Origin of the sequence: Pseudonocardia aurantiaca (assembly GCF_039526725.1) — a bacterium.
GTDB lineage: Bacteria > Actinomycetota > Actinomycetes > Mycobacteriales > Pseudonocardiaceae > Pseudonocardia > Pseudonocardia aurantiaca.
Genome location: NZ_BAAAJG010000012.1, coordinates 250,636 through 269,459 on the forward strand (window position 1 = coordinate 250,636; position 18,824 = coordinate 269,459).

At 71.8% G+C, this 18,824-nt stretch carries 17 protein-coding genes; 2 read left to right on the plus strand and 15 right to left on the minus strand.

Going from position 1 to position 18,824, the window contains the following annotated elements:
- Nucleotides 1–32: 32 nt before the first annotated feature.
- The 5 genes from atpE to ABD143_RS21055 form a co-directional block, all read right to left on the minus strand.
- Entirely contained in the window at nt 33–239 is a 207-nt protein-coding gene (gene atpE, locus ABD143_RS21035; protein ID WP_343980954.1) for an ATP synthase F0 subunit C, read from the minus strand.
- Nucleotides 240–304: 65 nt separating this feature from the next.
- Nucleotides 305–1,084 (minus strand): F0F1 ATP synthase subunit A, encoded by a 780-nt coding sequence (gene atpB / locus ABD143_RS21040; protein ID WP_343980957.1) that lies wholly within the window; start codon nt 1,082–1,084, stop codon nt 305–307.
- A gap of 489 nt (nt 1,085–1,573) precedes the next feature.
- Nucleotides 1,574–2,047 carry a Cg1360 family ATP-synthase-associated protein gene (locus ABD143_RS21045; RefSeq protein ID WP_343980960.1) on the minus strand — a complete coding sequence of 158 codons (474 nt, stop codon included), beginning with the start codon at nt 2,045–2,047 and terminating at the stop codon, nt 1,574–1,576.
- The gene (locus ABD143_RS21050) at nt 2,044–3,177 is read right to left on the minus strand and encodes a glycosyltransferase family 4 protein (RefSeq protein ID WP_343980963.1); all 1,134 of its coding nucleotides are present in this window, start codon (nt 3,175–3,177) and stop codon (nt 2,044–2,046) included. The genes ABD143_RS21045 and ABD143_RS21050 overlap by 4 nt, the downstream gene beginning before the upstream one ends.
- Before the next feature lie 12 nt (nt 3,178–3,189).
- On the minus strand, nt 3,190–4,479 hold the full coding sequence (locus ABD143_RS21055; protein ID WP_343980966.1) for a serine hydroxymethyltransferase: 1,290 nt from the start codon (nt 4,477–4,479) through the stop codon (nt 3,190–3,192).
- A 179-nt stretch (nt 4,480–4,658) separates the two neighbouring features.
- On the opposite strand from ABD143_RS21055, the gene ABD143_RS21060 reads away from it, so the two are divergent.
- Entirely contained in the window at nt 4,659–5,369 is a 711-nt protein-coding gene (locus ABD143_RS21060; RefSeq protein ID WP_343980969.1) for a TetR/AcrR family transcriptional regulator, read from the plus strand.
- A 149-nt stretch (nt 5,370–5,518) separates the two neighbouring features.
- On the opposite strand, the gene ABD143_RS21065 is transcribed toward ABD143_RS21060, so the two are convergent.
- The 10 genes from ABD143_RS21065 to argS form a co-directional block, all read right to left on the minus strand.
- Nucleotides 5,519–6,166 (minus strand): L-threonylcarbamoyladenylate synthase, encoded by a 648-nt coding sequence (locus tag ABD143_RS21065; RefSeq protein ID WP_343980972.1) that lies wholly within the window; start codon nt 6,164–6,166, stop codon nt 5,519–5,521.
- Nucleotides 6,167–6,226: 60 nt separating this feature from the next.
- The gene (gene prmC / locus ABD143_RS21070) at nt 6,227–7,099 is read right to left on the minus strand and encodes a peptide chain release factor N(5)-glutamine methyltransferase (protein ID WP_343980975.1); all 873 of its coding nucleotides are present in this window, start codon (nt 7,097–7,099) and stop codon (nt 6,227–6,229) included.
- 82 nt (nt 7,100–7,181) lie between these two features.
- Entirely contained in the window at nt 7,182–8,246 is a 1,065-nt protein-coding gene (prfA, locus tag ABD143_RS21075) for a peptide chain release factor 1 (RefSeq protein ID WP_343980978.1), read from the minus strand.
- A 93-nt stretch (nt 8,247–8,339) separates the two neighbouring features.
- Nucleotides 8,340–8,561, minus strand: coding sequence for a 50S ribosomal protein L31 (gene rpmE / locus ABD143_RS21080; protein ID WP_343980981.1), 222 nt, complete (start codon nt 8,559–8,561; stop codon nt 8,340–8,342).
- 208 nt (nt 8,562–8,769) lie between these two features.
- Nucleotides 8,770–11,043: a transcription termination factor Rho gene (gene rho / locus ABD143_RS21085; protein ID WP_343980984.1), complete on the minus strand. Its 2,274-nt coding sequence runs from the start codon at nt 11,041–11,043 to the stop codon at nt 8,770–8,772.
- Between the two features lie 402 nt (nt 11,044–11,445).
- Nucleotides 11,446–12,348: a homoserine kinase gene (gene thrB / locus ABD143_RS21090; protein ID WP_343980988.1), complete on the minus strand. Its 903-nt coding sequence runs from the start codon at nt 12,346–12,348 to the stop codon at nt 11,446–11,448.
- Complete coding sequence (gene thrC, locus ABD143_RS21095; protein WP_343980991.1) at nt 12,348–13,424, minus strand: threonine synthase; 1,077 nt, start codon at nt 13,422–13,424, stop codon at nt 12,348–12,350. Before thrC ends, thrB begins: the two co-directional genes overlap by 1 nt.
- Nucleotides 13,421–14,749, minus strand: coding sequence for a homoserine dehydrogenase (locus ABD143_RS21100; protein ID WP_343980994.1), 1,329 nt, complete (start codon nt 14,747–14,749; stop codon nt 13,421–13,423). The genes thrC and ABD143_RS21100 overlap by 4 nt, the downstream gene beginning before the upstream one ends.
- A gap of 7 nt (nt 14,750–14,756) precedes the next feature.
- A complete protein-coding gene (gene lysA / locus ABD143_RS21105) occupies nt 14,757–16,199 on the minus strand; it encodes a diaminopimelate decarboxylase (RefSeq protein WP_343980996.1) in 1,443 nt (480 codons plus the stop codon).
- Nucleotide 16,200: 1 nt separating this feature from the next.
- Nucleotides 16,201–17,850, minus strand: a complete 1,650-nt coding sequence (gene argS, locus ABD143_RS21110) for an arginine--tRNA ligase (RefSeq protein WP_343980999.1) — start codon at nt 17,848–17,850, stop codon at nt 16,201–16,203.
- Nucleotides 17,851–18,027: 177 nt separating this feature from the next.
- On the opposite strand from argS, the gene ABD143_RS21115 reads away from it, so the two are divergent.
- Nucleotides 18,028–18,816, plus strand: coding sequence for a thioredoxin-like domain-containing protein (locus ABD143_RS21115; RefSeq protein ID WP_343981002.1), 789 nt, complete (start codon nt 18,028–18,030; stop codon nt 18,814–18,816).
- Nucleotides 18,817–18,824: the final 8 nt, after the last annotated feature.

Here is an 18,824-nt window from a genome sequence, read left to right on the forward strand (position 1 = left end):
CCGCCTAGCCGGCGTTCGGCCTGCGGTGCCTGTCAGAGCGCGAACGCCATGACCAGGCCCAGGATGGCCAGTGCCTCGGACAGCGCGAATCCGATGAACGCGATGCCCTGGAGCTGGCCACGGGCCTCCGGCTGGCGGGCGACGCCGTTGATGAACGCCGCGAAGACGATGCCCACGCCGATGCCGGGGCCGATCGCGGACAGGCCGTAACCGACGACGTTCAGGCTACCGGTGATCATTACGCTTTCCTCTCATCCGATCCGCGGTACGTCCCGCGGACCCGTTCAGTCATGGGTGGGAGCAACTAGTGGTCGTCGGCGAGAACACTGCCGATGTACGAGGCGGTCAGAATCGTGAAGATGTACGCCTGCACGACCTGCACGAACGCCTCGAAGAACGTGAAGACGATGCCGAGCCCGAACGCGAACGGCGACAGGACCTGCAGCGGGATCGACTCCGAGTGCAGCAGCATGTACTCGCCGCCGAGAATGAACACCAGCAGCAGCAGGTGGCCGGCGAACATGTTGCCGAACAGCCGCAGCGCCAGCGTGACCGGCCGCAGCAGGATGTTCGAGAGGAACTCGATCGGCGTCAGCACGATCCGGACCCACCACGGCACGTCGGGCGGCCACGTGGCGACCCGCAGGTACCCGATGAACCCGTGCTTACGGAGGCCGACGACGTTGTAGATGAGCCAGCTCATGAAGGCCAGCACGTACGGCATGCCCGGGTGGGCGAACGTCGGGAACTGGATGAGCGGGATGATCCCGAACAGGTTGTTCACCAGGATGAAGGCGAACAGCGTGGTGAGGTAGGGGACGTACTTGAGGAACTCCGGCCCGATGTTGTCGCGGCCGATCGAGTTGCGCACGATCCCGTGGAACGACTCGCCGAGGAACTGCGTCCTGCTCGGCACCAACTGGGGCCGCCGCGAGGTGATCGTGAAGAACGCGTACACGATGATCGCGGCGAGCACGAGCTCTAGGACCGGCTTCGTGACGACGCCGAAGATCGGCGGCAGTTGGAAGTCCTCGACGCCCGGCGCTTGGAAGCCCGGGTTTGGGGCGGTGGCCGAAATGGTCACCCAGTGCTCCTTCCGGTTCCGCCGCTCGGGTGACACCCGATCCGGCGAAATCGTGACGATCAGGACTTAACGTACCTGATGTAGATCAAGTACAACGAGGCCGCCCCACCGAACAGCAGGCCGATCGGCAAGAACACCCTGGTGCCCAGCAGTGCGTCCAACCCCCAGCCGGCGCCTCCGAAGAGGAGGAAGCCGGACAGCAGGTAGGACAGAGCGGTCCACGCGTCGCCCGGCGGTGGCGGCTTAGCGCCTCCGCCGCGCGAGTGATCCGGCTCCATCACAACGGACCCTATCAGGCGGGTTAGTAGAGGTTTACCGGGGACGACCTGGAAGGACACCCTCCCGGGCGACACAAAGCCACTGGAAGGGCCCCCATCGGGACCGCCGTTGGCTCTATCGCATGTAGAAGACTGTTCCCATCGCGACCAGGGTCACAGAGAGACACTGATCACACTCGATCGGTGATCATCCGCCGACTGACGGGAGAGCTCACAGATCCACGGCCGGGATGCGGGTCCGGACGAACCCGACAACCTCCCCGACGATCCACGCGGCCGTGACGGCGAACAGCGCGTAGGCGAACGCCCGGTTGTCGAAGAGCGTCGTGCGGTGGAACACGAGCAGGAACACGAGCAGGAACACGATCTTCGCCGCGAACGCGGTCATGGCGCCGACCATCACGCCGGCCGGGGTGGCCCGCGCCGTCTTGATCATGACGAACGTGCTCAGCCAGCCGAGCCCGCCTGCGATCACCGTGCCGACGACGGCACCGATCCCCCCAGGGACCCCGCCCAGGACGAACCCCAGCGCGATGGCCACCACCCCGACGATGACGGTCAGGATGACGGCGTAGTGCTGCATCCCCGCGCCGAGCCGGAGTACCGAGGCGACGTGCGGGGCGTCCGTGGTGGACGTCGTGGTGTCCTGCATGGGGCTCTGCTTCGAGTCGTCGGAGTCGGTCATTTGGCCCTCACTCTCGGAATGGCGGATGCGAGCACGGCCACGACCAGGCCGATCCCGACCGCCCACAGCACGATGAACGGGTCGTCGATCAGCGACAGCGCCACGGCGCCGAACGCCAGCACGCCCGCCCACAGGTAGATCAGCAGCACGGCCCGCCGCTGGCTGTGGCCGATCTCCAGCAGCCGATGATGCAGGTGCATCTTGTCGGGCGAGAACGGGCTCATGCCCTTGCGGGTGCGCCGCACGACCGCCATCACCAGGTCCAGCACCGGCACGAACACGACTGCGGCGAGCACGATGATCGGCGCGAAGAGCGCGAGCAGGTCCGTGGCCGAACTGCCGCCGCCGCCGAGGAAGACGCGACCTGACGCGCTCGTCGTCGCCGCGGCGAGAAGCAGGCCGATCAGCATCGAGCCGGAGTCGCCCATGAAGATCCGGGCGGGGTTGAAGTTGTGCGGCAGGAACCCCAGGCACGCACCGAAGAGCACCGCCGCGATCAGCGTCGGCGAGTAGGCCGACGGGTCGTTGCCGACGCGGCCGACGACCCCGAGTGTGAAGAGGCCGGTGGCGGCCGCGGCGATGAGGCCGATGCCGGCCGCGAGCCCGTCGAGGCCGTCGACGAAGTTCATGGCGTTCACCAGCGCCACCGTCAGGACGACCGTGAGCACCACACCCTGCGACTGGCCGAGCGCGATGATCTCGCCCCCGCCCCATGGCACCCAGATCGCGAGCCACTGCACCCCGAACAGCACGATCACCCCCGCCGCGGTGATCTGCCCGGCCAGCTTGGTGAGCGCGTCGAGCTCGTAGCGGTCGTCGAGCGCTCCCACACCCGAGAGCAGCAGGGACGCGAGGACCACGCCGAGCACCTCAGGCGAGTAGTCGAACGCGAGCCGCAGGGCGGGCAGCTGGTAGGCCATCAGGACCCCGCCCAGCACGCCGGCCAGCATCGCGAGTCCGCCCCACCGGGGCGTCGGCGTCACGTGCACGTCGCGCCCGCGTGGCCAGGCCACCGCGCCGAAACGCAGCGCCAGCACCCGCACGAGCCCGACGAGCAGGAACGTGATGACCGCGGACGTCAGACCCGAGAGCAGGTACTCCCGGAACGGCAGGACGAGCGTGTCGCGCACCTCGGCCGTCGATCAGGGGCGTGGGTAGGCGGGGAAGCGGGCGACGAGCGCCGAGACCGCCTCCGCGACGTCCGCGAGCTCGGCGTCACCCGCCGTCGTGCCGTGCTCGGCTCGCACCGCGCGGCCCAGGAGCGAGCCGATCTCGGCCATGTCGGACTCGGTCATGCCCTGCGTCGTGACGCTCGGCGAGCCCACACGCAGCCCGGACGGCTTGAGCGGCGGCGCCGGGTCGTACGGGATCGCGTTCTTGTTCAGCGTGATGCGGGCGGCGTCGGACCGGGTCTCGGCCTGGTCGCCGGTGACGCCGATCGGCCGCAGGTCGACGAGCGCAAGGTGCGTGTCGGTGCCGCCGGACACCGCCCGCATGCCCTCGGCCTCGAGGCTCTTGGCGAGCGCCTGCGCGTTGGCGATGACCTGCGAGGCGTAGGCCTGGTACTCCGGCTGCGCCGCCTCCCGCATCGCGACGGCCTTGGCCGCCACGGCGTGCATCTGGGGGCCGCCCTGGGAGAACGGGAACACGGCCTTGTCGATGGCCTTGGCGTGCTCGGTCTTGGCCAGGATCATGCCGCCACGCGGGCCGCGCAGCACCTTGTGCGTGGTGGCCGTGACGACGTCGGCGAACGGCACCGGCGACGGGATCGCCTTGCCCGCCACGAGGCCGATGAAGTGCGCGGCGTCGACCACGAGCTTGGCGCCGACCTCGTCGGCGATCTCGCGGAACGCGGCGAAGTCGATCAGTCGCGGGTACGCGGTGGCGCCAGCGATGATCATCTTCGGCCGGTGCTCGCGAGCCAGGTCGCGGACCTGGTCGTAGTCGATCAGCTCGCTGTCCTGGCGCACCGTGTACGGCACGGCGTTGAACCATTTGCCCGAGAAGCTGACCTTGCTGCCGTGCGTGAGGTGGCCGCCCTGCTTGAGGTCCATGGCCAGCACCGTGTCGCCGGGCTGCGTGAACGCGGCGTACACGGCGAAGTTGGCCGACGCGCCCGAATGCGGCTGCAGGTTGGCGTGCTCGGCGCCGAAGAGCTCCTTCGTGCGGGCGTTGCCGATCTCCTCGGCGCGGTCCACGACCTCGCAGCCGCCGTAGTAACGGCGTCCCGGGTAGCCCTCCGCGTACTTGTTGGAGAGCGTGGACCCGAGCGCCGCCAGGACCGCGGGGCTCGTGAGGTTCTCGCTCGCGATGAGCTGCAGGCCGCCACGCAGCCGCGCCAGCTCGTCGAGCACCACTCCCGCGATTTCCGGGTCCTGGTGCTGCAGCGCGTGGAAGTCGGGGCCCCAGAACGGGGTGCTCTGCTCGCTCACGCCACCTCCTCGCTAGCGCTCGTCGGCCGCGTTCGCGGCGCTGCTGTGCTGAACTGTGCGCTCGCAAGCTCGCTCACGTTGCACAACGGTACCTGCAGCACACCGCGTAACCGGGGACGCCATGGAGAGCAGTGATCGCGTTCGTTGCCGCTGCTCTCGTTCTGTGCGACACTCCGGACATGTCCGCCGCCGGAACGCGCGCCCGGGTGCGCGCCGAGCTGACCCGCGAGATCGCCGACGTCGCCCGCAGGCACCTTGCCACCGAGGGCGCCGCCGCACTGTCGCTTCGCGCCGTCGCGCGCGAGATGGGGATGGCCTCGTCCGCCGTCTACCGCTACTTCCCGAGCCGCGACGAGCTGCTGACCGCACTCATCGTCGACGCCTACGACGCGCTCGGCACCGCGGCCGAACACGCCGAGGCGGTCGTGGTGCGGACCGACCTGCGTGGACGCTGGCGAGCCACCTGTCGGGCGACGCGGGAGTGGGCGCTCGCGCACCCGCACGAGTACGCGCTGCTCTACGGCTCGCCGGTACCCGGGTACGCGGCCCCCGAGACGACGATCGCCCCCGCGGCCCGCGTGGGGGTGCTGCTCTGCCAGGTGCTGTCCGACGGCGTGGCGGCCGGCACGGTGGACCCGGCCCCGGACGGCACCGGCGCAGGAGCCGCCCTCACCCCGGGCCTGGCCGGGAGCCTGGGCCTCCCAGCCACCCTCGCCCCGCGGGCGGTGACGGCGTGGAGCGGGCTGTACGGAGCGGTGAGCTTCGAACTCTTCGGCCACACCCACAACGTGGTGGCCGACCAGGCAGCCCACTTCGAAACGACGGTCGACCGCCTGGCGGACCTGGCGGGGCTCCCTGATCAGGAGGGTGCTGAGGCACTCCGGCCGTAGCGAGCGGCGGCCAGGTGGGATGGCCGCGTCGCATCGGGTCGCCTGATGGGAGGAGCCGATACCGGGGTTGTATCGGCGACGACGACAACGCCGCGAGGTGGCCGCCTGGCCGTCGCGCAGTAGGCCAGAGTGCCTCAGCGCGCTCCTTATCAGCTCATGAGCATCTCGCGGCCGAGCACCTCGGCCACCGCGCCCGTGCTCACCGCGCCCTCGCGCAGCACCCTCGGGTCGTCGCCCGTCAGGTCCACGATCGTGGACGCGACCGCCTCGCCGGACGGGCCGCCGTCCAGGTAGACCGCCACGCTCTCCCCGAGCTGGGACTCCGCATCGGGCGCCGACGCCGCGGGCGCCGAGCCCGAGACGTTCGCGCTCGACACGGCCATCGGGCCGACGTCACGCAGCAGTTCCAGCGCCACCGGGTGCAGCGGCATCCGCAGCATCACGGTGCCCTTGGTGGAGCCGAGGTCCCAGTTGAGCGACGGGGCGTGCGGCAGCACCAGCGACAGCCCACCGGGCCAGAAGGCCTCGATCAGGTCGCGGGCGGCCTTCGGCACACCGAGCACGAGGCCGTCGATCGTCGACCACGAGCCGACGAGCACCGGGACGGGCATGTCCGGGCCCCGGTTCTTGGCCGCGAGCAGCGAGCGCACGGCGGAGGCGCTGAACGCGTCGCAGCCGATGCCGTAGACGGTGTCGGTCGGGAGCACCACCAACCGGCCGGCACGCACGGCGCGCGCGGCGGCCGCGAGGCCCTCCGTGCGCTCGTCGGGCACGGCGCAGTCGTACTTGGAAGCCACGGCTCGAAGCCTACGAGGTAGGAGCGCGCTGAAGAGCTCTGGCCTACCGCGCGGCGCTCGCTACGCGGGCCGACGGCGGCGGGCGGTGGCGAACCGGGGGCGGCCCGCGAGGTCGTGGTGCTCCTCGACGTCGGTGAGCACCCGGCGGCGGCACAGCAGCGCCGGCACCACATCGCCGTGGGTGTCGTCGTGCTCGATGGCGAGTGCCCCGCCGTAGCGCAGCAGGCCCGCCGCGGCGCCGATGACCGCCCGGATGACCTCCAGCCCGTCGGGGCCGCCGAACAGTGCGAGCGGCGGGTCCCACTCCGTGACCTCCGGCGGCAGCGGCGTGCCGTCGGGGACGTAGGGCGGGTTGCAGAGCACGAGGTCGACGTGCGCCTCCAGCTCGACGAGCAGGTCGGGCTCGCCGACGTCGGCGGCGTGCAGGGTGACGGCCGTGCCGCCGCGGGCCACGTGGTCGGCGATGTTGCGCTGGGCCCACGTCAGCGCGCTCGGGTCGACGTCGACGGCGTGGACGATGGCGTCCGGACGGGCGGCGGCAACGGCGATCGCCAGCGCGCCCGTGCCCGTGCAGAGGTCCACCACCAGCGGCGACGGGGTGCTCGCGACGGCCTTCAGCCCCCACTCGAGCAGCAGCTCCGTCTCCGGGCGGGGCGTGAACACCCCGGGGCCGACGGCAAGCTCGACCGGGCCCAGCACGGCGGTGCCGAGCAGGTGCTGCAGCGGCTCCCGCGTCGCCCGGCGCTCCACGAGCGTGCGCAGCCGCTCGACGACCGACGCGTCGATCAGCGGGTGCAGCATCAGGCGGCCCCGCTCCACACCGACGACGTGCGCGGCGAGGATCTCGGCGTCCGCCCGCGGTGACGCGACGCCTGCGGCGGCGAGGGTGCGCTCGGCCTCGAGGATGGCCAACCGCAGCGGCTGCCGGCTCACGGCGCCAACCCAGATGCCAGGAAAGCCACATTCAGCGCGGTGGTCGTCCTGAATGTGGCTTTCCACGCAGTGCGAGGTTGCATCACGACCCGACGGCCTCCGCGCGTTCGGCGGTTTGCAGGGCCGACAGCACGTCGTCCAGCTCGCCGTCCAGCACGGCGGACAAGTTGTAGGCCTTGTACCCGACGCGGTGGTCGGAGATGCGGTTCTCCGGGAAGTTGTACGTGCGGATGCGCTCGGAGCGGTCGACGGTGCGCACCTGCGAGCGGCGATCCGCCGACGCCTTCGCCGCGGCTTCCTCCTCGGCAAGCGCTTGCAGCCGCGACCGCAGCACCTCCATCGCCCTGGCCCGGTTCTGCAGCTGCGAGCGCTCGTTCTGGCAGCTCACCACGATGCCGCTGGGCAGGTGCGTGATCCGGACGGCTGAGTCAGTGGTGTTGACGCTCTGCCCGCCGTGCCCGGACGAGCGGAACACATCCACGCGCAGGTCGTTCTCGTCGATCTCGACCTGGGCGTCCTCACCGGCGTCCGGGTAGACGAGCACGCCGGCCGCGGACGTGTGGATGCGCCCCTGCGACTCGGTGACGGGCACCCGCTGCACGCGATGCACCCCGCCCTCGAACTTGAGCGCGGACCAGACGCCGTCGGCGACGGGCTCCCGCGAGCGCACGGAGAGGGTGATGTCCTTGTAGCCGCCCAGGTCGGACGGCACCGCGTCGATGACCTCGGTCTTCCAGCCGCGGCGGTCGGCGAGCCGGGTGTACATCCGGACGAGGTCGCTCGCGAACAGGGCGGACTCCTCGCCGCCCTCCCCCGACTTGACCTCGAGCAGCACGTCGTCGCCGTCGTGCGGGTCACGCGGGACGAGCAGCTCGGCGAGGCGGCGCTCCAGCGCGGGGATGCTGGCGGCGAGCTCGGCGGCCTCGACGCGGAAGGCGGGGTCCTCGGCGGCCAGCTCACGTGCGGCGGTCTCGTCGGCCCTGGCCGCGCTCAGCTCACGGGCGAGCGCGACGATCGGCCCGATCTCGGAGTATCGGCGGCCGAGCTTGCGCGCGGCGGCGGCGTCAGCATGCACTGCCGGGTCGGCGAGCCGGAGCTCGAGCTCCGCGTGCTCGGCGAGCACGGCGTCCACGGACGGTGCGGTCATGCCGGGCCTCCTTTCGCTGCCTTCCTCCTGCAGACACGACTCCTGCAGACACACAGACGGCGCCCACCAGACCGGTGGGCGCCGTCGGGGTAGCTAGGAGTTCTTGCCGGCGCGCTTGCCGTAACGGGCCTCGAAGCGGGCGACGCGGCCGCCGGAGTCGAGGATGCGCTGCTTGCCGGTGTAGAACGGGTGGCACGCCGAGCAGGTCTCGACGGTCATCTTGCCGCCGGCCTTGGTGCTGCGAGTGGTGAAGCTGTTGCCGCAGCCGCAGGTGACCTGCGTCTCGACGTACTCGGGGTGAATGCCAGAACGCACGTTGGGTTCCTCTCGAAATGGTGCCGGGTCCCCGCGTGCGGGGTGAACCGGAACCGGAGCGTGACAGCCCATTCAACCACCCGGCCGCCGGTGGTGTTCCCCCGGCGGTCTCGGAGTCGCCGTGCCCGTCCCCGGGCGCTCCTAGGAACGCCGCCGGCCCCGCCGCGGAACGCCGCGTGCGGGGCCGGAGACGGGTGCAAGTTCCGGGTCAGTCGTCGCCGCCCGGGGTGTTCTTCGCGACCTGCATCAGAAACTCGATGTTGGTGCGCGTCTTCCGGAGCTGGGTGAGCAGCAGGTCGATCGCCTGCTGGTCGTCCAGCGCCGAGAGCACGCGCCGCAGCTTGACCATGACGGCGTGCTCGTCGGGTGAGAGGAGCAGCTCGTCCTTGCGGGTGCCCGAGTCGCCGACGTCGATGGCCGGGAACACCCGCTTGTCGGCGATCTTGCGGTCGAGCTTGAGCTCGGCGTTGCCGGTGCCCTTGAACTCCTCGAAGATCACCGTGTCCATCGTGGACCCGGTCTCGACGAGCGCCGTGGCGAAGATCGTCAGCGAGCCGCCGTCCTCGATGTTGCGCGCCGCGCCGAGGAACCGCTTCGGCGGGTACAGCGCCGTCGAGTCGACACCACCGGACAGGATCCGGCCCGACGCGGGCGCGGCCAGGTTGTAGGCCCGGCCCAGCCGCGTGATGTTGTCGAGCAACACGACCACGTCGTGGCCCATCTCGACCAGGCGCTTCGCCCGCTCGATCGACAGCTCCGCGACCGTGGTGTGGTCTGTCGGCGGCCGGTCGAACGTGGATGCGATGACCTCACCCTTCACCGACCGCTGCATGTCGGTGACCTCCTCAGGCCGCTCGTCCACGAGGACGACCATGAGGTGGCACTCCGGGTTGTTAGTGGTGATCGCGTTGGCGATGTTCTGCATGATCGTGGTCTTGCCGGCCTTCGGCGGTGACACGATCAGCGCGCGCTGCCCCTTGCCGACCGGCATCACCAGGTCGATCACGCGGGTGGTGAGCTTGTGCGGCTCGGTCTCCAGGCGCAGCCGCTCGTTCGGGTAGAGCGGGGTGAGCTTGGTGAACTCCGGCCGGTTCTTCGCCGCGTCGGGCTCTTGCCCGTTGATCGAGTCGACCCGCACCAGCGGGTTGAACTTCTGCCGCGCCTGCTCACCCTCGCGGGGCTCGCGCACCGCGCCGGTGATCGCGTCGCCACGGCGCAGCCCGTACTTGCGGACCATCGACAGCGACACGTAGACGTCCGTGGGGCCGGACAGGTAGCCGGTGGTGCGGACGAACGCGTAGTTGTCGAGGATGTCGACGATGCCGGCCACGGGCAGCAGGACGTCGCCGTCGCGCACCTCGGTGTCGACGTTGCCCTGCCCACCGCCCTGGCTGCCACCGCGCTCGCGGTCGCGGCCCCGGCGGCGGTCGCGGAACCGGCGCCCGCGCCTGCCACGGCCATCGCCGTCGTCGTCGCCGTCGTCGTCCAGGCGGTTGTCGCGCGGGCCGCGATTGTCGCCGCGGTTGTCGGGCCGGTTGTCACCGCGGTTGTCGGGCCGGTTGTCACCGCGGTTGTCGGGCCGGTTGTCACCGCGATCACGGTTGTCGCGATCACGGTTGTCGCCGCGGTCACGGTTGTCGCCGCGGTTGCGGCCGCCCTCGCGGCCACCGTCGCGGTCGCCCCTGCCGTCATCGCGGCGGGTGTCGGTGCGGCCCTCGGCCCCGCCGTCACGGTCACCACGGCCGCGCTGCCGGTCGTCGCCGGTCTCCTGCGCGCCGTCGGCCGGTGCCTCGGACTGCTGCTCGGCCGCGCGGTTGCGCCGCGTCTGGCGGGAGCGGCGCCCGATGGTGGGGCCGTCGGCGATCGTGTCGGCGATCGTGTCGGTACTCGTTTCGATGCTGCTCTCTGTACTGGTGGTTTCGGTGCTGGGCGCGCTGGGCGTGGGCTCGGCGCTCACCTCGGCGGCGGGCGCGGTGCCGTTCACGGCCGGCGTCGCCTCTGCCTCGGCGCCGTCGGCGGGCCGGGGCGCGGGGGCTCCGGCGGCTCGCGACGCGGCGCGGCGACGCCGCGTGGGCGCCGGGGCCGGCTCGGCAGTTGCGGTGTCGGCAGATGCGGTGTCGGCAGATGCGGTGTCGGGCGCAGTCGCGGCGTGTGCGGCGCCGTTCACGACGGGGGCCTCGACGGGCGCGGCCACGGCCGGTTCGGTAACGGCGGCAGGCGCGGCGACGGCGGACTCCGTGCCGTTCTCCGGCAGCGTCAGCTGCGAGGTGGCGGCCTTGGGAGCAGCCTTGGGGGCGGCGGTTCCGCCCTGCCTCTCCTTGATGGCGGCGATCAGGTCGCCCTTCCGCATCCCGGCGGTGTCGGGGATGTTCAGCTCGCCGGCGAGCTGGCGGAGCTCCGCCAGCACCATTCCGGTGAGGCCCCCACGCTTGCGGGGAGCAGGTGCGGTGGCCTCGGTGCTGACGAGATCGGTCTCGCTCACAAATGTCCTTCCTGACCGACTGGGCTCCGTGCCCAGGTCAGCGGATTCACACACTCGCCCGGACGGTGTGCCGGACGACATGTCGGTCAACGGGTCGCGGGAGTTGCGGCGCGCCTCGACAGGCAAGGGCGGCGATCGTCGCGACGGTCGCGGTGGAAGGCCGCTCGGGTCGGAAACCGGTTCTGGTTCAACGGAACTGCGCGTGATCCAGGATTGGGCAAATCCGGCTCGAGTGGCCACGCGGATGCCGCGTGGATCGCCGTTGCGGTGCCGAGAGTAGACGCTTGGACCTGCGGCGGGCAACAGCACCCCTGATCGACGCGCCGGGCGGTCTTGGTGACCATCGTCCTAGCAACCCGGGCGGGCGGTCATGCGTCGGGCGGTCGATCTAGGAGCGCGCTCCTAGCCGATCTCCACCCGGGCGCCGTCGGCGTCGACCGGGAGCGGGAGCGGCGTGAAGCCGTGCAGGTCGAGGTCGCCGGGCACATTGCCGTCGAACGTCAGGGCGAGCACGGTGGGACCGGCGCCGGAGATCGCGGCAGGGATGCCGCGTTCGCGCAGCGCGTCCACGAGGTTGGCCGACTCCGGGTAGGCCGGACGCCGATAGCCCTGGTGGAGCCTGTCTTCCGTGGCCGGCAGCAGCAGTTCGGGGCGCTGGGTGAAGGCCAGTACGGCGAGTGCGGTGCGGCTACCGGTGAAGGCCGCGTCGACCAGCGGCACGCGATCGGGGAGCAATCCCCTCGTGGTGCTCGTGAGCGACTCGACCCCCGCGACGAGCGCCACCGGGAGGATCCCCGGGTGCGCGTCGAGTCGTACAGCGTTGAAGCGCTCCGACGTATTCCCGGCGGTCTCCCACGCGACGACGAAACCGCCGAGCAGGCTTGCCGCCGCGTTGTCGGCGTGACCCTCCATACCGGCCGCGACCTGAAGGATCGTGTCGCGCTCCAGCTCCGCGTCGCGCCCGGCGAGCACGACGGCGGCCACCGCGCCCGCCACGGCCGCCGCGGCCGAGCTACCCAGGCCGCGCGAGTGCGGGATCCCGTTGCGGCAGCGCATCCGCAGGCCGGGCGGCGCGTCCCCGACGATGTTCCAGGCGGTGCGCATCGCCCGGACGACCAGGTGCGCGTCGTCGCAGGGAACGTTGCCCGCGCCCTCCCCCTCGACCTCCACCTCGAGGCCGTCGGCCGCCGCCGACACCTCGACGTCGTCATAGATGCCGAGCGCGAGCCCGAGCGCGTCGAAGCCGGGTCCGAGGTTGGCCGACGAGCCGGGAACCCGCACCCGCACCTCGGACGGGCGGCCCATCAGCGCAGCTCCAGGGCGTCGGCCACGGCGCCGGGGTCGATCGGCACGACGGTCGGCGCGGGTGCGGCGAGCAGCGCGGTGTCGGGGTCCTTCAGCCCGTGGCCGGTGACCGTGCACACCACGAGTGAGCCTTGCGGGAGCGACCCGTCGGCGACGGACTGCAGCATGCCGGCCACGCTCGCCGCCGAGGCGGGCTCCACGAACACGGCCTCACGCGCGGAGAGCAGCCGGTACGCCGCGAGGATCTCCTCGTCGGTGACGGCCTTGAACTGCCCGCCGGACTCGTCCCTGGCGTTCATGGCGGCCGCCCAGGACGCCGGCGCGCCGATCCGGATCGCGGTTGCGATCGTCTCGGGGTGGCGGACCGGCTCGCCGCGCACCAGGGGCGCGGCGCCAGCGGCCTGGTAGCCGTACATGCGCGGGGCCGAGTCGATCAGCCCGTCGGCGAGGTAGGCGCGGTAGCCCTGCCAGTACGCCGTGATGTTGCCCGCATTGCCGACCGGCAGGCAGTGCACGTCGGGGGCCCGGCCGAGCTCGTCGCAGATCTCGTACGCGGCGCTCGCCTGCCCGGCGATTCGGGTGGGGTTCACCGAATTGACGAGCGCGGCGACGGGGTAGTCGGCCGCTGTCTTGCGGGCGAGCTCCAGGCAGTCGTCGAAGTTGCCGTCGATCTGCAGGATGCGGGTGCCGTGCGCCACGGCCTGGGCCAGCTTGCCGAGCGCGATCTTGCCCTGCGGCACGAGGACGGCACAGGTCAGGCCGGCGCGGGCGGCGTAGGCGGCGGCCGAGGCCGACGTGTTGCCCGTGGAAGCGCACAGCACGCCCTGCTTGCCGTTCGCGAGCGCGTCGGTGACCGCCATCGTCATCCCGCGGTCCTTGAACGAGCCCGTCGGGTTGGCGCCGTCGACCTTGAGGAAGACCTGGCAGCCCGTCTCCGCGGACAGGTGCGGCGCGGGCAGCAACGGCGTTCCGCCCTCGCCGAGTGTGACGATCGTCCAGCCCGGCTCCACCGGCATCCGGTCGCGGTAGGCCTCGATCACCCCCGGCCAGCGCTTGAAGCTCGTCGAGGTGGTCATCCGGCAACACCCTTCCGGCCCAGGTCCTCGACCCGGAGCACGCTGTCGACGGCCCGCACTGCGTCGAGCCCCGCGAGCACGTCCACTGTGGACGCGAGCGCCGCCTCGGGCGCCGCGTGAGTGACGACGACCAGCCGCGCGGCCGCGTCGCCGCCGTTGCCGCCACCGGTCTGGCGCACCGCGGCGATGCTGACGCCGTGGCGGGCGAACTCACCCGCGATCGAGGCGAGCACACCGGCCCGGTCGGCCACCTCGAGGCTCACGTGGTAGCGCGTGGCCACCGTGCCCATCGGCCGCACCGGGAGGCTCGCGTAGGCCGACTCCCGCGGCCCGCGCCCGCCGCCGACGAGATTGCGGGCCACCGCGACGAGGTCGCCGAGCACCGCGCTCGCGGTGGGCGCGCCGCCGGCGCCCTGGCCGTAGAACATCAGCTGACCTGCGGCTTCGGCCTCGACGAACACCGCGTTGAACGCGCCGTCGACGCTCGCCAGCGGGTGCGCGGCCGGGATCATCGCCGGGTAGACGCGGGCCGAGACGCCCTCCGGGGTGTCGCCCTCGGCAGGGGTGCGCTCGCAGATCGCCAGCAGCTTGATCATGCAGCCGATCTCGGCTGCCGCGGCGATGTCGGCGGCCGTGACCGACCTGATGCCCTCGCAGTGCACGTCGGCCGCCGTCACACGGGTGTGGAACGCGAGCGAGGCGAGGATCGCGGCCTTGGACGCGGCGTCGTAGCCGTCGACGTCGGCGCTCGGGTCGGCCTCGGCGTACCCCAGCCGCGTGGCCTCCTCCAACGCGTCGCCGTAGCTCGACCCGGAGGCGGCCATCGCGGAGAGGATGAAGTTCGTGGTGCCGTTGACGATCCCGGCCACGCGTGTGATCCGGTCGCCCGCCAGCGATTCGCGCAGCGGCCGCAGCAGCGGGATCGCACCCGCGACGGCCGCCTCGAAGTAGAGGTCCACGCCGGACGCGTCGGCGGCCTCGGCGAGCGTGGCGCCGTCCTCGGCGAGGAGCGCCTTGTTGGCCGTGACCACCGACTTACCGCCCTTGAGGGCCTCCAGCAGCAGCGTGCGGGCCGGCTCGATGCCGCCGATCACCTCGACGACGACGTCCACGTCGTCGCGCGTGACCAGGCCCGGCGCGTCTGACGTGATCAGCTCGCCGAGGTCGGAATGCTTGTGGGGCCTGCGGACGGCCACGCCGGCCAGCTCGACGGGCGCCCCGGCGCGAGCGGCCAGCTCGTCGGCCTGGTCGCGCAGCAGCCGCACGACCTCCCTGCCGACGGTGCCACAGCCGAGGAGGGCGACCCGGATCGGTTTCACGCGCACGCCCCGATCATGCCGTGACCTCGAGGCGGAACTGGTCCTCCGGGGTCTCCCGGCGCAGCAACACCCGCGCTTCGCCGTCGCGCACCGCGACGACCGCGGGGCGGGGCAGGCGGTTGTAGTTGCTGGCCATCGAGTAGCAGTAGGCGCCGCTGGCGGCGACGGCGAGCAGGTCGCCGGGGGCCAGGTCGGCGGGCAGCCAGCAGTCGCGCACGACGATGTCGCCGCTCTCGCAGTGCTTGCCGACCACCCGCGACAGGACCGACTCGCCGCTCCCGTCGCGCTCGGACGAGCGCGAGACGAGCCGGCAGTCGTACACCGCGTCGTAGAGGGCGGTGCGGATGTTGTCGCTCATCCCGCCGTCGACGCTCACGTAGCGTCTGGCGGACGAACCACCGAGCGGCACATCCTTGAGCGTGCCGACCTCGTAGAGGGTGACCGTGCCGGGCCCGGCGATCGCGCGGCCGGGCTCGACCGCGATCTGGGGGACGTCCAGGTCGGCGGCGTGGCATTCGTTCTTGACGATGCCGCGCAGCTCCTCTGCCAGCTCGGCGACGTCCACCGGCGTCTCGTCGGCGCGGTAGGCGATGCCGAACCCGCCGCCGAGGTCGAGGGTGGTGAGCGCCGCCAGCGCGTCGCCGCCGTGCTCCTTGTGCAACTGCCCGAGGAACCGCACCACGCGGTGCGCAGCGACCTGGAAGCCCTCGGTGTCGAAGATCTGGCTGCCGATGTGGCTGTGCAGCCCCACCAGCTCCAGCGAGTCGGAGGCGAGCACCCGCCGTACGGCCTCCGCCGCGTCGCTGGCCTCACCCGCCGCGAGCGAGAAACCGAACTTCTGGTCCTCGTGGGCGGTGGCGATGAACTCGTGGGTGTGCGCCTCGACGCCCACGGTCACGCGGACCATCACCGGCACGACCACCCCGCGCTCGCGCGCCACCGCGTCGAGCCGGGCGATCTCGAGGAACGAGTCGACGACGATCCGGCCCACGCCCGCCTCGACGGCGGCGACCAGCTCGGTGATCGACTTGTTGTTGCCGTGCACGGCAATCCGCTCCGGCGGGAAGCCCGCCCGCAGCGCGACGGCCAGCTCGCCGTCGCTCGCGACGTCGAGGCTCAGGCCCTCTTCGGCGACCCAGCGGGCCACCTCGGTGCACAGGAACGCCTTGGACGCGTAGTGCACGGCGTCGGCGCCGAACGAGGCGGCGAACTCGGCCGCCCGGGAGCGGAAGTCGGCCTCGTCCACGACGAAGAGCGGCGTGCCGTAGGTCTCGGCCAGCTCGCGGACGTCGACGCCTGCGACGCGGAGCGCGCCGTCGTCGCCGCGGGCGGCGCCCCGGGGCCAGACCGACGGCGCGATCTCATCGAGCCCGGCGGCGTCGAGCGGACGCGGCCCCGCGGTCTCGGGCGGGAGCGTGATGCCGGCGTGAAGGGGGCCGGCCGGATGTGCCCTCATCTCACATCCGCTCCGGAGCCGAGACGCCCAGCAGCCCGAGGCCGTTGGCGAGCACCTGACGTGCGGCTCCGCACAGGCCGAGCCGGGCCCGGTGGAGATCGGTGACCTCCTCGTCGCCTATCGGCAGCACGCGGCACGCGTCGTAGAACTTGTGGTAGGCGCTCGCCAGCTGCTCCAGGTAGCGGACCACGCGGTGCGGCTCCCGCAGCTCCGCCGCCGTGGCGACGACGGCCGGGTACTCCCCGATGGTGCGGATCAAGTCGCCCTCGCGCGGATGCTCCAGCAGCCCGTACCCCGTGCCGGGTTCCACCCCGAGGTCGGCGGCGTTGCGCTCGAGCGACGCGAGCCGGGCGTGCGCGTACTGCACGTAGAAGACCGGGTTGTCGTTGCTGCGCTTGACGAGCAGGTCGAGGTCGATGTCGACCGAGGAGTCCACGGAGGAGCGCACCAGCGAGTAGCGCGCGGCGTCCACGCCGACGGCCTCCACGAGGTCGTCCATCGTGACGGTGTTGCCTGCGCGCTTGCTCATCCGCACCGGCTGGCCGTCCTTGACGAGGTTGACCATCTGCCCGATCAGCACCTCGACCACGGCCGGGTCGTCGCCGAACGCCGCCGCGGCCGCCTTGAGCCGCGCGATGTAGCCGTGGTGGTCGGCGCCCAGCATGTAGATGCACAGGTCGAAGCCGCGCGAGCGCTTGTCCAGCAGGTAGGCGAGGTCACCCGCGATGTAGGCCGGGTTGCCGTCGCTCTTGACGACCACGCGGTCCTTGTCGTCGCCGTGCTCGGTGGAGCGCAGCCACCAGGCGCCGTCGGCCTCGTACAGGTTGCCGGACTCCTTGAGCCGCTGGATCGCGGCGTCCACGGCGCCGGACTCGTGCAGCGACTGCTCGTGGAAGTACACGTCGAAGTCGGTGCCGAAGTCGTGCAGCGCGCGCTTGATCTCGTCGAACATCAGACCGACGCCCACCCGGCGGAACGCCTCGCGGCGCTCGCCGTCCGGCAGGTCGAGCGCCCCCGGCTCCGCGGCGACCACACGCTGCGCGATCTCGGCGATGTACGCGCCGCCGTACCCGTTCTCCGGGGTGGTCTGGCCAAGCGCCGCGGCGATGAGCGAGTCGACGAACCGGTCGATCTGCGCGCCGGCGTCGTTGAAGTAGTACTCGCGCGTGACCTTCGCGCCCCGCGCCACCAGCACGCGGCCCAGCGCGTCGCCGACCGCGGCCCAGCGCGCCGCGCCGAGGTGCAGCGGCCCGGTGGGGTTGGCCGAGACGAACTCGAGGTTGACGTTGCGGCCCGAGTACTCGTCACCCGTGCCGTACGCGGTGCCTGCCGCGAGCACCTCACCCACGATCGCGCCCTGGGCGTCGGCGGCCAGCCGGAGGTTGATGAAGCCCGGCCCGGCCACCTCGGCGCTCGCGATGCCCGGCTGCGCCATCAGCGCCTCGGCCAGCCACCCGGCCAGCTCACGCGGCGGGATACCGGCCTTCTTCGCGGTGCGCATGGCGACGTTGGTGGCGTAGTCGCCGTGCTCGGGGTGGCGGGGGCGCTCCACGCCCACGTCCCCGGGCAGCACGGCGAGATCCAGGCCACGGCGCGTCAGCACATCCGACGCGGTGGCACGGACCAGGTCTTCGAGTGCTGCGGGGGTCACCTCACGAGTCTATTGGTTCCGCCGAGTGCCCCCGCCTGGCGGCTTCGGGCCCCTTGACAGCGCCTTCGGAGGATGCTGCCTGCCGGTTTCTCAGGCGGCGCTCCTACACTGCGCGGCGGCAAGGGCTGTCCTTGTGACGGCTCGTGCGGATTCCCGACTCCGAGGTCTGGACGGACGATGGTCAGCGGCAAGACGAGCAAGGCGGCGCGCAACTCGCGCGGCAGGACGGTCCAGCGCAAGTCCACCCCGTGGGGCATGATCGCTGCGGTCCTGGTGGTCGTGCTGTTCGCCGTCGCCGTCTTCGGGTACGCCTTCATGCGTAACGAGGAGAACCAGGCGAAGGCCGACGCGCTCGCCCCGTTCACCCCCACTGCGCAGAACCAGGACCCGTCGACGCAGATCCCGGGCGTCCAGGTCATCCAGTACCCGGGCGGCCAGCACGTCGACCCGAACGTGCAGGTGGCCTACACGCACAGCCCGCCCTTCGGCGGGGCCCACGACTACAGCTGGGCCGCCTGCAACGGCGTCGTCTACCCGCAGGCGGTGCGCAGCGAGAACATGGTGCACTCGCTCGAGCACGGCGCCGTCTGGATCGCCTACAACCCGGACCAGGTCACGGGTGCCGCCCTACAGACCCTCAGCGACAAGGTCGACAACCAGCCCTACACGCTGATGTCGCCCTACCCCGGCCTCGACCAGCCCATCTCGCTGCAGTCGTGGGGCCACCAGCTCAAGCTGACCGACGCGAACGACCCGCGGATCGACCAGTTCATCGCCGCGCTCCGGGTGAACCAGTACCAGCACCCCGAGCCGAACGCGAGCTGCAACGAGATCGGCCCCGGCGGCTTCTCCCGGGACGCCCCGCCGCCGTTCGCACCCGCGCCGGCCCCCGGCACGCCGGGCTCCCAACCGGAGACGACGGACGGCGTCGGCGTCGCCCCGGACGCGCCGCCGACGGGTTCATGATGGGAGTG